The sequence below is a fragment of the Nonomuraea sp. ZG12 genome, assembly GCF_052068115.1.
Taxonomy (GTDB): Bacteria; Actinomycetota; Actinomycetes; order Streptosporangiales; family Streptosporangiaceae; genus Nonomuraea.
Map to the genome: position 1 here is coordinate 701,252 of NZ_JBQHCW010000002.1, position 12,516 is coordinate 713,767.

Sequence of the window (12,516 nt, forward strand, 5' to 3'; positions counted from 1 at the left end):
ACCGTGGAAACGGCGGGTTTCTAGGGTCCGGCCCATGCGGCTGACCCCACACGAGCAGGAACGGCTGCTCATCCACGTCGCGGCCGGAGTGGCGCGCGACCGTCAGGCCAGGGGCCTGCGGCTCAACCATCCCGAGGCCACCGCGATCATCGCGTCGTTCCTGATGGAGGGGGCCAGGGACGGCCGGACGGTGGCGGACCTGATGGAGGCCGGACGCGCCGTGCTCGGCCGGGACGACGTCATGGAGGGAGTCCCCGAGATGCTGGACACCGTGCAGATCGAGGCCACCTTCCCCGACGGCACCAAGCTCGTCACCGTGCACAGGCCGATCCCGTGATCCCCGGCGAGTACGTCCACCCCGAGGGGACGATCCCGCTGAACCCGGGCCGCGAGCGGGTGACCGTGCGGGTCGTCAACACGGCCGACCGGCCGGTACAGGTCGGCTCCCACTACCACTTCGCCGCCTGCAACCCCGCGCTGGACTTCGACCGGCAGGCCGCCTGGGGCATGCGCCTGGACGTGCCCGCCGGCACCGCGGTCCGCTTCGAGCCGGGCGTCGAGCGTGACGTGAGCCTGGTGCCCCTCGCGGGCCACCGGGTGGTGCCGGGACTGCGCGCCGAGCAGGCGGGAGCGCTCGATGCCTGAGATCTCCCGCGCCCGCTACGCCGCCCTCTACGGCCCCACCACCGGCGACCGGATCAGGCTCGCCGACACCGACCTGTTCGTCGAGGTCACCGAGGACCTGTCCATGGGTTCGGCCGGGGCGGGCGACGAGGCGGTGTTCGGCGGCGGCAAGGTGATCCGCGAGTCGATGGGCCAGTCCCGCACCACCCGCGCCGAGGGCGCCGCCGACCTGGTGATCACCGGCGCGGTGATCCTCGACCACTGGGGCGTGGTGAAGGCCGACGTGAGCATCGTCGACGGCCGGATCGCCGCCATCGGCAAGGCCGGCAACCCCGACACGATGGACGGCGTCGACATCGTCATCGGCCCGTCCACGGAGATCCTGGCCGGCAACGGCAAGATCCTCACCGCGGGCGCGATCGACTCCCACGTGCACCTCATCTGCCCGCAGGTCCTCGACGAGGCGATCGGCTCCGGCGTCACCACGATCATCGGCGGCGGCACCGGACCCGTCGAGGGCACCAAGGCCACCACCGTCACCGGCACCTGGTATCTGGGCAGGATGCTGGAGTCCCTGGACTCCTACCCGCTCAACTTCGCGCTGCTCGGCAAGGGCAACACCGTCTCCGCCGACGGGCTGTGGGAGCAGCTCGCGGCGGGCGCGTCGGGCTTCAAGCTGCACGAGGACTGGGGCACCACCCCGGCCGCGATCGACGCCTGCCTGAAGGTCGCCGACGCGAGCGGCGTGCAGGTCGCCATCCACACCGACACGCTGAACGAAGCCGGATTCGTCGAATCCACGCTGGCGGCCATCGGCGGCCGGACGATCCACGCCTACCACACCGAAGGCGCCGGAGGCGGGCACGCGCCCGACATCATCCGCGTCGCCTCGTACGGCAACGTGCTGCCCTCCTCCACCAACCCGACCAGGCCGCACACCGTCAACACCCTCGACGAGCACCTCGACATGCTCATGGTCTGCCACCATCTGAACCCGTCCATCCCCGAGGACCTGGCCTTCGCCGAGTCCAGGATCAGGCCGACGACGATGGCGGCCGAGGACGTGCTGCACGACCTGGGCGCCATCTCGATGATCGGCTCCGACTCGCAGGCCATGGGCCGCGTCGGCGAGACGATCATCCGCACCTGGCAGACGGCGCACGTCATGAAGGGCCGCCGCGGCTCGCTCGGCGGCCCCGCCGACAACCTCCGCGCCCGCCGCTACATCGCCAAATACACCATCTGCCCCGCCATCGCCCACGGCTTGGCGGCCGAGGTCGGCTCCGTCGAGACGGGCAAGCTCGCCGACCTCGTCCTGTGGGATCCCGCCTTCTTCGGCGTCAAGCCCACCCTCGTCCTCAAGGGCGGCGTCGTCGCCTGGGCCCAGATGGGCGACGCCAACGCCTCCATCCCCACGCCCCAGCCGGTGCTGCCCCGCCCCATGTTCGGCGCCGCCCCCGCGACGGCCGCCGCCACCTCACTGCACTTCGTCGCGCCGCACGCACTGGACTCCGGCCTCGCCGACCGCCTCGCCGTCCGCCGCCGTCTGACACCCGTGGCGGATGTACGGGGACGCGGCAAGGAGTCGATGCCGCTGAACGACGCGCTGCCGAGGATCGAGGTGGCGCCGGACACGTTCGAGGTCCGGATCGACGGTGACCTGATCGAGCCCGCCCCCGCCCGGACGCTGCCGCTGGCGCAGCGCTACTTCCTCTTCTGATGAACGCCCTGTGATGAACGCCGCGATCCTGCTCCTCACCGACTCCCGCCTCCCCGCCGGAGGCCACGCCCACTCGGGCGGCGTCGAACAGGCGGTCACGTCCGGCGCCGTACACGACGTGCCCTCCCTGGAGTCCTTCCTCAGGGGCCGCCTGCACACCGCGGGCGCGGTCGCGGCCGCCCTCGCGGCGGCGTCCTGCGCCTTCGCCTCCTATACGGCCGGCGCCCCGCCCACTTGGGACGACCTTGACGCCGAGGTCGATGCCCGCACGGCGTCGCCTGCCCAACGGGCGGCGTCGCGGGTGCAGGGCAGGCTGCTGCTCCGGGTGGCGCGCCGCCTGTGGCCGTCCCCGGTGCTGGAGGAGCTGGCGGAGGCCGTACCGAGCCCGCATCATCCGCTCGCGCTCGGCGCGGCGGCGCACGCGGCGGGAGCCTCACCCGAGGACGCCGCGCCGGCGGCGGCCTATCACGCGATCAGCGGCCCGGCCACGGCGGCGGTCCGGCTCCTCGGCCTCGACCCGGTGGCCGTCCACCGCCTGCTCGCGGACCTGTCCCGCGAGCTTCCCACGCATCCTCCGGGCGCCTGGACGGGCGCCCGTCCGTCCGTCTGGGCGGATCTGCCGGCCCACTCCGCCCCGGCCCTGGACCTGCTGGCCGAGCGGCATGCGCGAGCTCAGGTCAGATTGTTCGTCTCCTAGGAAGGACCCCTCATGAGCGCCGACCATGACGACCACCACCACGCCCCCGACGGCCACGGCCGCGCGCTGCGCCTGGGCATCGGCGGCCCGGTCGGCAGCGGCAAGACGGCCCTGGTCGCGGCCCTGTGCCGGACCCTCGGCCCCGCGCTCCAGCTCGGCGTGGTCACCAACGACATCTACACCACCGAGGACGCCGACTTCCTGCGCAAGGCCGGCGTGCTCGACGAGGACCGCATCCTCGCCGTGGAGACCGGCTGCTGCCCGCACACCGCCATCCGCGACGACATCGCCGCCAACCTGGACGCCGTGGAGACCCTGGAACACCGCTTCGGCCCGCTGCACCTGGTCATCGTGGAGAGCGGCGGCGACAACCTGACGGCGACGTTCAGCCGCGGCCTGGCGGACAAGCAGATCTTCGTCCTGGACGTGTCGGGCGGTGACAAGGTCCCCCGCAAGGGCGGCCCCGGCGTCACCACCGCCGACCTCCTGGTCATCAACAAGACGGACCTGGCTCCCCTGGTGAGCGCCGACCTCGACGTGATGGCCAGGGACGCGGCGGCCGTACGCGGCGACAGACCCGTCCTGTTCACCTCCATCAGGCAGGACCCCACCGCCGACGAGGTGGCCACCTGGGTACGCGACCAGGTCGACTCCTGGCTGCACCAACACCACTGACATGCCCACCACTCCACTGCCCTCACCGCCCTCACCGCCTGTCGTGGGGCGGCGCGCGATGCACGCCCGGGCCGCTCTCGCGACCGCTCTGGTGGCGGGCCGCACCAGCGTCCCGGTGCTGAGGTCCGCGCCCCCGCTGACGCTCCGCCAGACGGGGCCGCACTCCGTTCACCTCGTCTCGACGGCGGCGGGGCCGCTCGGCGGTGACCGCCTCGAACTCGACCTGGACCTCGCCCCCGGCACCACGCTGGAGCTCGGCTCGGTCGCGAGCACCCTGGTCCTGCCCGGTCCGGGCGAGTCCCGGATGCTGATCACCGCCCGCGTCGGCGCCGGAGCCACCCTCCGGTTCACGCCCGAGCCGACGGTCCTCGCCGCCGGCTGCGCCCACCGCGTCGAGGTGCGGCTGACGCTCGCCTCGGACGCCCGGGTGCGGTGGCGCGAGGAGATCGTCTTCGGCCGGTACGGCGAGCAGCCGGGACGCTGCCATGCCCGCTTCGACGCCACCCTCGACGGCCGCCCCCTGCTCAGGCAGGAGTTCACGGTCGGCGACCCGGCTCTCGACACCTCCCCGGCCGTCTACGGCGACGCCCGCTGTGTGGGCAGCACCCTGATCACCGGCGCTGCCCCTCCGGCGGAGGCCATCGTCGCCGACGGGGTCGCCGTGCTGCCCCTGGCGGGCCCCGCCATCCTGGTCTCCGCCCTGGCCCCCGACGCCGTCGCCCTCCGTGCCAGGCTCGACTGGGGCGAATCCACCGTCTCGCCCGGCCGTCCATCGAGCCCCGCGTAGCCGTACGCGATCGTGATCGTCCGGCGGAGATGGTCTCGCCATTCAGGTCGTGCGGATAGTAGGCGGCGCGGCGGCTCCGGCTTATCGTGATCGGGTGGCCGACTACCTTTCGCCGTCTCCCACCGGACAGGGCACCCGCCGCGGCTACGCGTTCGGCGTCATGGTGGCCGGGGCGTCGCTGGTGTTCTGCGCGATCCTGCCCTGGGCGGGCGTCGAGGCCAGGAGTGAGCTGATCGGCGGTGGGGTGTCCGACGACATCCGCGGCGTCGATGACACCCTCGGCGTCCTCGCGCTGCTCGCGGGGCTGGCCGCGCTCAGCTGCGGGGTGGCGGGGCTGCTCATCCGGCCGCGGGTCGCGGCGCTGGCGGCGCTGCCGGGGGCGCTGGCCGCGCTGGTGCTGGTGCTGTTCGTGACCGACTCGGCCGGCATCCGGGACCGGATCTCGATCGATCTGGGCCGCCTGCTGTCGGTCGAGCCGGTGATCAGGTTCGGCTGGTTCGCCGCGCTGGCGTCCGCGCTCGCGGTGGTCGCCCTCGCCGTCGCGACGCTGGTACGCCGTCAGCCGTAGCAAGCCGACCGGCGCGGGGGCCGTCAGCCGTAGCAAGCCGACCGGCGCGGGGGCCGTCAGTCGTAGAAGCCCAGCCGGCGCAGCTGCTTGGGGTCGCGCTGCCAGTCCTTGGCGACGCTGATCCGCAGGTCCAGATAGATCTTGGTGCCGAGCAGCGCCTCGATCTGCTTACGCGCCCTGGTGCCGACGTCGCGCAGCCGCTCGCCCTTGTGGCCGATGACGATGGCCTTCTGCGAGGGACGTTCGACGAACATGTGCGCGTAGACGTCGAGCAGATCGTCACGCCCCTCGCGCGCCATCATCTCGTCGACGACCACGGCGATGGAGTGCGGCAGCTCGTCCCGGACGCCCTCCAGCGCCGCCTCCCTGATGAGCTCGCCGACCAGCACCTGCTCGGGCTCGTCGGTGAGCTGCCCGCCGGGGTAGAGCGGCGGCGACTCGGGCAGGTGCTCGATGAGCACGTCGCCCAGCACGTCGAGCTGCTCCCCCGACCGCGCGGAGACGGGGACGACGGCCGCGAACTCCGCGATCTGCGACACCGCCAGGAGCTGCGCCGCGATCTGCTCCCGGGTGGCCAGGTCGCACTTGGTCACCACGGCGACCACGGGGGTGTTCTTCACCGCGGTGAGCTTGTCGGCGATGAACCGGTCGCCCTTGCCGATCGGCTCGTTGGCCGGCACGCAGAAGCCGATCACGTCCACCTCGGTGAGCGTCGACAGCACGAGGCTGTCGAGCCGCTCACCGAGCAGCGTGCGCGGCCGGTGCAGGCCCGGCGTGTCCACGATGACGATCTGCGCCTCGGGGCGGTGCACGATGCCCCTGATGACCCGCCTGGTCGTCTGCGGCTTGGAGGAGGTGATCGCCACCTTGGTCCCGACCAGGGCGTTCATCAACGTGGACTTGCCGACGTTCGGCCTCCCCACGAAGCAGGCGAATCCGGCGCGATGGTTGTCTGGCGAAGTCACATGTGCATTCTGGCCCATCAACGGGCCTGGTCACGCCACCAGGCGAACGCGTCGGGAAGCACCCCCGGCGACCACGCGGTCATCGTGAGCCCGTCCAGCTCCTGCTCGGTGACCCATCGGGCGTCGGTGATCTCGTCGCCGTCCGGGGTGGGCGTGCCCGAGACCAGGGCGCACCCGTAGACGGCGATCACGTAGGCGACCTCGTGCCCGTTGGGGTAGAGGGTGCGGAACTGCGGCCCGCCGTAGACGCCGATCAGGCCGCGCACCTCCACCTCGATGGCGAGCTCCTCGCGCAGCTCCCGCACCACGGCGTCCTGTGGCCGCTCGTCAGGGTCGATGCCGCCGCCGGGCGACGCCCACAGCCCCACGTCGCCGTGGCGGGCCACCAGCAGCCTGCCGGATCGGTCGAACACGCATCCGCTGGCCGAGGGCAACATCAGCAGGTCGGGCCCGACCTTGGCCCGCAGCGCTGCCAGGAACGGCGACATCGGCATCTCAGCGCCCGCCCCCCGCAGCGCGCGGCGTGCCGTCGGGATCGGCCACCAGCAGGCCCTTGACGCCCAGCTCCGCCGCCACGGCCTCGTCGGCGGCACTCGGCTCGCCGGCGGTCACCAGCGCGACGGCCTCCAGTGACCGCGCGCCGCTGGACACGGCCATCGCCACCGCCACCTGCACGGCGGACAGCGTGAGCGAGGTGAGCGCGACGTCGGTGGCCGAATAGGTGCGGCCCGTCTCGTCACGCACGGCGGCGCCTTCGGCAGAGCCGTTACGGGCCCTGGCGGCACGCGCCAACGTAATGATCTTGCTGTCTTCAGGATCGAGAGTCACGAGGACCAGGTTAGGCGGTGGCCATCCTGATCACCGCGTCGAGGAGCTGCCTCGTCCGCTGCGGCTCGACCTCGGCCATGCTCGTGTGCACCAGCGAGACGAGCGTGTCACCGGATCGGGCCAGCACCACGTCCAGCGTGTACGGGTAGCCGTTCAGCTTTCCGCGCAGCTCGCCGCCCACCGCCTCGTCGGCCACGTCCCCGATCGGCAGGATGGTCGTGCGCAGATGCGTGCCGCTGCCCGCCCGGACCGCCCGGCAGGACTCCAGCGCCCTGGCCAGCTCGGCGATGTGCCCTTCGGCCTCGGAGCCCGCGTATCGGGCCAGCCCCACCCCGACCTGCTCGCCCAGCTCGTCACCCTGATAGCTGGCCGCCGCCTGCGCGGTCAGCGCCCGCTCGGGCGCCCGCCCGCCCGCCGCGTCCAGTACGGCTCGGCAGTTGTGATCCGCCGGCGTGAACGGCGCCTGCCACGCCTGGTCGGGCCGAGGCGAGAAGCCGTCGGGCAATCTGGGTTCCTTGCTCAGGATCTCCCGCATGTGCGCCAGAGCTTTCACGTCGACCCCGTCGACCTCGGCGATGCCCCTGTCGCCGCATCCCCCCAGGGCACCGGCCAGGAGCCCGCAGGCGATGATCCGCAGTACGCGTTTCATGATTCCCCCCGAGTCGCAACCTCCCCGGCCGACGAATACGGCAATCCACCGGAGTTGCCAATAAACGATCAAACGCTAAAAGGGTGCTCTCGCCCGGTTATCCGGACGAGAGCACCCTTTACGCCGACCAACGTCCCGGCCGGCTAGCAGACCGTGACGTTGCCGTCCCCCCAGGGAGTGTCCTGGCGCCGCGAACCCCACCCGGCGTTTCGGACACATCCCTCTGCGACACCCACCGCACAGGGCGTCGATGAAGAGACTGGCCCACACCGCTTGCAGAACGCTTGTAGAAGGCTTGCGCCGCTGCTCAGTTGTGCTCGGCGGCCGCCGGGACGACGTCGCCCTCGGCCGGCGAGACCCGGCGCACCACGACGGTGCTGATCCGGTTGCGCCGGCCGGCCAGGCTTTCGGCGGTCAGCCGGAGCCCGGCCACCTCCGCCTGCGACCCGGCGATCGGCACCCGGCCGAGCGCGTGCGCGAGCAGCCCGCCCACCGTCTCGACGTCGTCGACCTCGATCTCGGTGTCGAACAACTCGGCCAGCTCGTCCACCGGCATCCGGGCCGTCACCCGCAGCGCGCCGTCGGACATGGGCTCGACGCGGGGCGCCTCCTGGTCGTACTCGTCGGTGATCTCGCCGACGATCTCCTCCAGCACGTCCTCGATGGTGACCAGCCCGGCCGTCCCGCCGTACTCGTCGATGACGATGGCCAGATGGGTCTGCTTGGCCTGCATCTCGCGCAGCAGCTGGTCGATCGGCTTGCTCTCGGGCACGTAGGTGGCCGAGCGCATGATCGACTCGATCCGCTCCTCCCCGCCGTCCTCACCGGACTCGTGCACCCGGCGGGTGATGTCCTTGAGGTACGCGATCCCGATGACGTCGTCCTCGTTCTCGCCGACGACGGGGACACGGGAGAAGCCGCTGCGCAGCGCCAGCGACAGCGCCTGGCTGAGCGTCTTGCCGCGCTCGATGTAGACCATGTCGGTGCGCGGCACCATCACCTCGCGCACCAGCGTGTCACCCAGCTCGAACACCGAGTGGATCATCTCGCGCTCGTCCGGCTCGATGACCCTGCGCTCCTCGGCCAGGTCGACCAGGTCACGCAGCTCGGCCTCCGAGGTGAACGGGCCGTCGCGGAACCCCCGGCCGGGAGTCAGCGCGTTGCCGAGCAGGATGAGCAGCATGGGCAGCGGACCGAAGATCTTGGTCAGCCCGTAGACGATCGGCGCGCTAGCCAGCGCGATCGGCTCGGCGTGCTGACGGCCCAGGGTCCGCGGCATCACCCCGACGATCACATAGCTGACCACGATCATCACCGCCGCGGCGGAGACGTACGCCCAGCCCTGGTCGTCCAGGAGGTCGATGAACAGCAGCGTCGCGACCACCGTCGCGACCAGCTCGCAGCTCAGCCGGAGCAGCAGCAGCAGATTGAGGTAGCGCGGCGCGTCCGCGACGATGGCGTGCAGCCGCTGGGCCCCGCGCTTCCCGTCACGCACGACCGCTTCGGCGCGCACCCTGGAGATGCGCGTCAGCGCAGTCTCGGCGCTGGCGATCAGGCCGCCGACCATGACCAGGACGACGGCCAACAGCAACCAGGCGTTCACCGGGAGCTGCGCACCTCCCGCCATCCTTCGAGCAGTCGGGCCTGCAGGCCGAACATCTCCTTGTGCTCCTCGGGCTCGGCGTGGTCATAGCCCATCAGGTGGAGGATGCCGTGGGTGCACAGCAGCTCCAGCTCCTCCTGGGCGCTGTGCCCCGCCTCGGCCGCCTGTCTGGCCGCCACCTCGGGGCAGAGCACCACGTCGCCGAGCAGGGCCGGATCGGTCGGGGTGTCGGCGTCCCCGCGCGCCCCGCCGCCCGGTCGCAGCTCGTCCATGGGGAAGGCGAGCACGTCGGTCGGGCCCGCCTCACCCATCCACTTCTCGTGCAGCTCGGACATGACGTCCTCGTCCACGATCACGATCGAGAGCTCGGCGAGCGGGTTGATGCCCATCTCGCCGAGGACGTGGGTGGCCAGCGAGACGAGGAGCTCCTCGCCGACCTCCGCGCCCGTCTCGTTGTTGATCTCGATGCTCATCGCCGCTTCCCCCGCTGCTGGAGAGGCTTGGGGTCCTGCAGCGCGTCGTAACGGCCGTAGGCGTCGACGATCTCGCTCACCAGCTTGTGGCGCACCACGTCGGCGCTGGACAGGTGGGCGAAGTGGATGTCGGGGATGCCCTCCAGGATCTCCTGCACCACCCGCAGGCCGCTGGTCGTGCCCGAGGGCAGGTCGACCTGGGTGACGTCACCCGTCACGACGATCTTGGAGTTGAAGCCGAGCCGCGTCAGGAACATCTTCATCTGCTCGGCCGAGGAGTTCTGGGCCTCGTCGAGGATGATGAAGGCATCGTTCAGCGTCCTTCCCCTCATGTACGCGAGGGGGGCGACCTCGATCGTGCCCGCCGCCATCAGCTTGGGGATCGAGTCGGGGTCGACCATGTCGTGCAGCGCGTCGTACAGCGGCCGCAGGTAGGGGTCGATCTTCTCGTAGAGGGTGCCCGGCAGGAAGCCCAGGCGCTCTCCCGCCTCGACCGCGGGCCGGGTCAGGATGATCCGGTTGACCAGCTTCTCCTGAAGCGCCCGCACCGCCTTGGCCATGGCCAGGTAGGTCTTGCCGGTGCCGGCGGGGCCGATGCCGAACACCACGGTGTGCTTGTCGATCGCGTCGACGTAGCGCTTCTGGTTGACGGTCTTGGGCCTGATCGTGCGGCCGCGTGAGGAGAGGATGTCCAGGGACAGCACCTCCGCCGGGCGGTCGGAGGTCATCCGCAGCATGGCGATGCTCCGCTCGACCGCGTCGGGCGTCAGCTCCCCGCCGCTGCGCAGGACCTCGACCAGCTCCTCGAACAGCCGCACCACCGTGCTGCTCTCGTCGGGGCTGCCGGTGACGGTGATCTCGTTGCCGCGCACATGGACGTCGGCCTTGAAGGCGCCCTCGATGACGCGTAGCAGCTCGTCACGGGAGCCCAGGAGGCTGACCATCGGGTATTCGTCCGGAATCAGCACCTTGGCCTGTGTGCGCGATGGAGGTGCCGTGCGTCGGGATTCGTGTAGTTCGGACATGGGCAGGCCAGTGGCCTGATGCCTCCCGGTCTGTTCGGCTGTTCTTCTCCCCACATCGTAGCCGGGAGCAGCGGAATTACTCGTGCCAATATATCCGGGCCCAAATCACCGTGCCCAGGTCACCCGGGCGGCCAGGTCAGCTCACGCCCGCCCAGCACGTGGGCGTGCACGTGGAAGACGGTCTGCCCGGCGGCGGGACCGGTGTTGAACACGATCCGGTAACCGGCGCCCGCCACGTCATCGCCGACGGCCACCGCGTGCGCGGTCTTGAGCACCTCGTCGGCGAGCCCGGCGTCGGCCTGCGCCAGAGCGGCCGCGTCGGCGTGATGCTCCTTCGGGATGACCAGCACATGGGTGGGCGCCTGCGGGTTGGTGTCGCGGAACGCCAGCGCTCTGTCGGTCTCCAGGACGACCTCGGCCGGGATCTCCTTGGCCGCGATCTTGCAGAAGATGCAGTCGGTCATCCGGTCACCCTATCGACAGGCTCCGGATTCCCCTGTGCCCCTGATCAGCGTTGCGAATCGGTAATCCGTTCCGTCGTGGCGTCCGAAGATCGGCGCGGTTAGGGTGTGTGTGCGACACTCAAGGAAAAAACACGATTCAGGGTCGGGCGAGGCCACCTGGCGAGGACACGACTGGGTCATGCCCCCTAAGGAACCGGAAGAGCGTAAACCCTCAGGCAAGGCCGCGCGTCCCACTGATGTGACCACCGAAACCCTCCTGGCCGACAGGTCCATGGGGGCGGTGCCGGTCGGGTGGGATGCCGACATGGCCGTGACCGCGCTTTACAGTGCGCATTTTCGGTCATTGGTGCGTCTCGCTGTGTTGCTGGTGCGCGACATGGCAACCGCGGAGGAAGTCGTGCAGGACGCGTTCGTCGCCATCCATGGCGCCTGGCGCAGACTGCGTGACCCCGACAAAGCACTCGCCTACCTGCGTCAGTCCGTCGTCAACCGATCCCGTTCGGTGCTGCGTCACCGCGCGGTCGTGGAGAAGTACGCGCCCAAGGGACTGCCCGATGCGCCCAGCGCCGAGAACGGCGCGATCGGCGAGCTGGAACGCTCCGCCGTCATCGAGGCACTGAGATCCCTGCCGACACGTCAGAGAGAGGCACTGGTCCTTCGTTACTACGGTGATCTGTCCGAGGCTGAGATCGCCCACGCCATGGGCATCAGCAAGGGCGCGGTCAAGAGCCACACCGCACGTGGCATGGCCGCCTTGCGATCCGTCCTGGAGAAAATGTCATGACCCAGCCCCCCGACGAGCACGGCGAGATCCTTCGCCGTGCGCTCCGCGCGGAGGCGGACGCGGTCGTACCCTCGCCGGAAGGACTGGAGATCATCCGCGCCCGCATCGAGCGGCGTGGAGTGCGCAACCTGTTCTGGTGGCGTGCGGGCGCCGCCGCCGCCAGCGCGTTGCTGGTGGCGGGCACCATCGTGATGGTGGTCCCGGAGCTGCGCCAGCGCGTGATCGAGCAGCCCTACCAGGAGGTGCGCAGCACTTCCAGCAGCACACCGCCGGCCAAGTCCTCGACCAGCCGGCCGCCGTCCCCCAAGTCGACCGTCCGCGAGGACGTGCCGCCGCCCGGGATCGTCTCCGTCCCGGCCACGTCGCCGGCGCCGCAGCCCGCGTCGGAGACGGCCAGGTCGACCAGCAAGTCGACGCCCACCCCGACGCCCACGCCCACCCCGACGCCCTGCCCGTCGACCGTGGAGGAGCAGGCGGAGCTGCCGTCGGACTGCCCCACGATCACGCCGACGCCCACCCCGTCCCCGACCCCGACGATGTCCGAGACGGCCTTGCCGGACACGCCGTGCCCGATGGAGGAGTGCCCTCCCGGTGACCCGGCCCCCACGCCGACGGACATCCTCAGCCCGCTGCTCGGCACGCCCGGCAGCTGAG

General features: G+C 71.0%; 17 protein-coding genes. 9 read left to right on the top strand and 8 right to left on the bottom strand.

The genetic code is table 11. The annotated features are described in order from the left end of the window. The first annotated feature begins 34 nt into the window (after positions 1-34). The 7 genes from ACTMTF_RS10295 (at position 35) to ACTMTF_RS10325 (ending at position 5,071) form a co-directional block, all read left to right on the top strand. Positions 35-337: an urease subunit gamma gene (locus ACTMTF_RS10295; RefSeq protein ID WP_441110391.1), complete on the top strand. Its 303-nt coding sequence runs from the start codon at positions 35-37 to the stop codon at positions 335-337. Continuing rightward, positions 334-645, top strand: coding sequence for an urease subunit beta (locus ACTMTF_RS10300; protein WP_441110392.1), 312 nt, complete (start codon positions 334-336; stop codon positions 643-645). The genes ACTMTF_RS10295 and ACTMTF_RS10300 overlap by 4 nt, the downstream gene beginning before the upstream one ends. Then, positions 638-2,344, top strand: a complete 1,707-nt coding sequence (locus ACTMTF_RS10305; RefSeq protein WP_441110393.1) for an urease subunit alpha — start codon at positions 638-640, stop codon at positions 2,342-2,344. Before ACTMTF_RS10300 ends, ACTMTF_RS10305 begins: the two co-directional genes overlap by 8 nt. A gap of 13 nt (positions 2,345-2,357) precedes the next feature. Beyond that, positions 2,358-3,041, top strand: a complete 684-nt coding sequence (locus tag ACTMTF_RS10310; RefSeq protein WP_441110394.1) for an urease accessory protein UreF — start codon at positions 2,358-2,360, stop codon at positions 3,039-3,041. 12 nt (positions 3,042-3,053) lie between these two features. Next, positions 3,054-3,716: an urease accessory protein UreG gene (ureG, locus tag ACTMTF_RS10315; RefSeq protein ID WP_441110395.1), complete on the top strand. Its 663-nt coding sequence runs from the start codon at positions 3,054-3,056 to the stop codon at positions 3,714-3,716. A 1-nt stretch (position 3,717) separates the two neighbouring features. Further along, a complete protein-coding gene (locus ACTMTF_RS10320; RefSeq protein WP_441110396.1) occupies positions 3,718-4,503 on the top strand; it encodes an urease accessory protein UreD in 786 nt (261 codons plus the stop codon). Between the two features lie 94 nt (positions 4,504-4,597). Further along, the gene (locus ACTMTF_RS10325) at positions 4,598-5,071 is read left to right on the top strand and encodes a hypothetical protein (RefSeq protein ID WP_441110397.1); all 474 of its coding nucleotides are present in this window, start codon (positions 4,598-4,600) and stop codon (positions 5,069-5,071) included. A 56-nt stretch (positions 5,072-5,127) separates the two neighbouring features. Here the strand turns inward: ACTMTF_RS10325 and era are convergent, their stop codons facing one another. From era to ACTMTF_RS10365, 8 genes are all read right to left on the bottom strand, one after another. Further along, positions 5,128-6,036, bottom strand: coding sequence for a GTPase Era (era, locus tag ACTMTF_RS10330; RefSeq protein WP_397009415.1), 909 nt, complete (start codon positions 6,034-6,036; stop codon positions 5,128-5,130). 17 nt (positions 6,037-6,053) lie between these two features. Continuing rightward, positions 6,054-6,524, bottom strand: coding sequence for an NUDIX domain-containing protein (locus ACTMTF_RS10335; RefSeq protein ID WP_397009413.1), 471 nt, complete (start codon positions 6,522-6,524; stop codon positions 6,054-6,056). A 7-nt stretch (positions 6,525-6,531) separates the two neighbouring features. Next, positions 6,532-6,864 (bottom strand): cytidine deaminase, encoded by a 333-nt coding sequence (locus ACTMTF_RS10340; protein WP_397009411.1) that lies wholly within the window; start codon positions 6,862-6,864, stop codon positions 6,532-6,534. A gap of 10 nt (positions 6,865-6,874) precedes the next feature. Continuing rightward, positions 6,875-7,513, bottom strand: coding sequence for a hypothetical protein (locus tag ACTMTF_RS10345; RefSeq protein WP_441110398.1), 639 nt, complete (start codon positions 7,511-7,513; stop codon positions 6,875-6,877). 307 nt (positions 7,514-7,820) lie between these two features. Beyond that, positions 7,821-9,140 carry a hemolysin family protein gene (locus ACTMTF_RS10350; protein ID WP_441110399.1) on the bottom strand — a complete coding sequence of 440 codons (1,320 nt, stop codon included), beginning with the start codon at positions 9,138-9,140 and terminating at the stop codon, positions 7,821-7,823. Further along, entirely contained in the window at positions 9,113-9,589 is a 477-nt protein-coding gene (ybeY, locus tag ACTMTF_RS10355) for an rRNA maturation RNase YbeY (RefSeq protein ID WP_397009405.1), read from the bottom strand. The genes ACTMTF_RS10350 and ybeY overlap by 28 nt, the downstream gene beginning before the upstream one ends. Continuing rightward, complete coding sequence (locus ACTMTF_RS10360; RefSeq protein ID WP_397009403.1) at positions 9,586-10,614, bottom strand: PhoH family protein; 1,029 nt, start codon at positions 10,612-10,614, stop codon at positions 9,586-9,588. The genes ybeY and ACTMTF_RS10360 overlap by 4 nt, the downstream gene beginning before the upstream one ends. A gap of 119 nt (positions 10,615-10,733) precedes the next feature. Continuing rightward, a complete protein-coding gene (locus ACTMTF_RS10365) occupies positions 10,734-11,078 on the bottom strand; it encodes a histidine triad nucleotide-binding protein (RefSeq protein ID WP_441110400.1) in 345 nt (114 codons plus the stop codon). 271 nt (positions 11,079-11,349) lie between these two features. Here ACTMTF_RS10365 and ACTMTF_RS10370 point away from each other — a divergent pair, with 271 nt between their 5' ends. Together ACTMTF_RS10370 and ACTMTF_RS10375 are read left to right on the top strand one after the other, a co-directional pair. After that, a complete protein-coding gene (locus ACTMTF_RS10370) occupies positions 11,350-11,862 on the top strand; it encodes a SigE family RNA polymerase sigma factor (RefSeq protein ID WP_189145064.1) in 513 nt (170 codons plus the stop codon). Then, a complete protein-coding gene (locus ACTMTF_RS10375) occupies positions 11,859-12,515 on the top strand; it encodes a hypothetical protein (protein ID WP_441110401.1) in 657 nt (218 codons plus the stop codon). Before ACTMTF_RS10370 ends, ACTMTF_RS10375 begins: the two co-directional genes overlap by 4 nt. Position 12,516 lies beyond the last annotated feature (1 nt).

What these genes read in the sequence shown, in the direction of transcription:
- ACTMTF_RS10295 (WP_441110391.1), top strand. Translation starts at nt 35, where the DNA reads ATGCGGCTGACCCCACACGAGCAGGAACGGCTGCTCATCCACGTCGCG.
- ACTMTF_RS10305 (WP_441110393.1), top strand. Translation starts at nt 638, where the DNA reads ATGCCTGAGATCTCCCGCGCCCGCTACGCCGCCCTCTACGGCCCCACC.
- ACTMTF_RS10310 (WP_441110394.1), top strand. Translation starts at nt 2,358, where the DNA reads ATGAACGCCGCGATCCTGCTCCTCACCGACTCCCGCCTCCCCGCCGGA.
- ureG (WP_441110395.1), top strand. Translation starts at nt 3,054, where the DNA reads ATGAGCGCCGACCATGACGACCACCACCACGCCCCCGACGGCCACGGC.
- ACTMTF_RS10320 (WP_441110396.1), top strand. Translation starts at nt 3,718, where the DNA reads ATGCCCACCACTCCACTGCCCTCACCGCCCTCACCGCCTGTCGTGGGG.
- ACTMTF_RS10335 (WP_397009413.1), bottom strand. Translation starts at nt 6,524, where the DNA reads ATGTCGCCGTTCCTGGCAGCGCTGCGGGCCAAGGTCGGGCCCGACCTG.
- ACTMTF_RS10345 (WP_441110398.1), bottom strand. Translation starts at nt 7,513, where the DNA reads ATGAAACGCGTACTGCGGATCATCGCCTGCGGGCTCCTGGCCGGTGCC.
- ACTMTF_RS10350 (WP_441110399.1), bottom strand. Translation starts at nt 9,140, where the DNA reads ATGGCGGGAGGTGCGCAGCTCCCGGTGAACGCCTGGTTGCTGTTGGCC.
- ybeY (WP_397009405.1), bottom strand. Translation starts at nt 9,589, where the DNA reads ATGAGCATCGAGATCAACAACGAGACGGGCGCGGAGGTCGGCGAGGAG.
- ACTMTF_RS10360 (WP_397009403.1), bottom strand. Translation starts at nt 10,614, where the DNA reads ATGTCCGAACTACACGAATCCCGACGCACGGCACCTCCATCGCGCACA.
- ACTMTF_RS10365 (WP_441110400.1), bottom strand. Translation starts at nt 11,078, where the DNA reads ATGACCGACTGCATCTTCTGCAAGATCGCGGCCAAGGAGATCCCGGCC.
- ACTMTF_RS10370 (WP_189145064.1), top strand. Translation starts at nt 11,350, where the DNA reads ATGGGGGCGGTGCCGGTCGGGTGGGATGCCGACATGGCCGTGACCGCG.
- ACTMTF_RS10375 (WP_441110401.1), top strand. Translation starts at nt 11,859, where the DNA reads ATGACCCAGCCCCCCGACGAGCACGGCGAGATCCTTCGCCGTGCGCTC.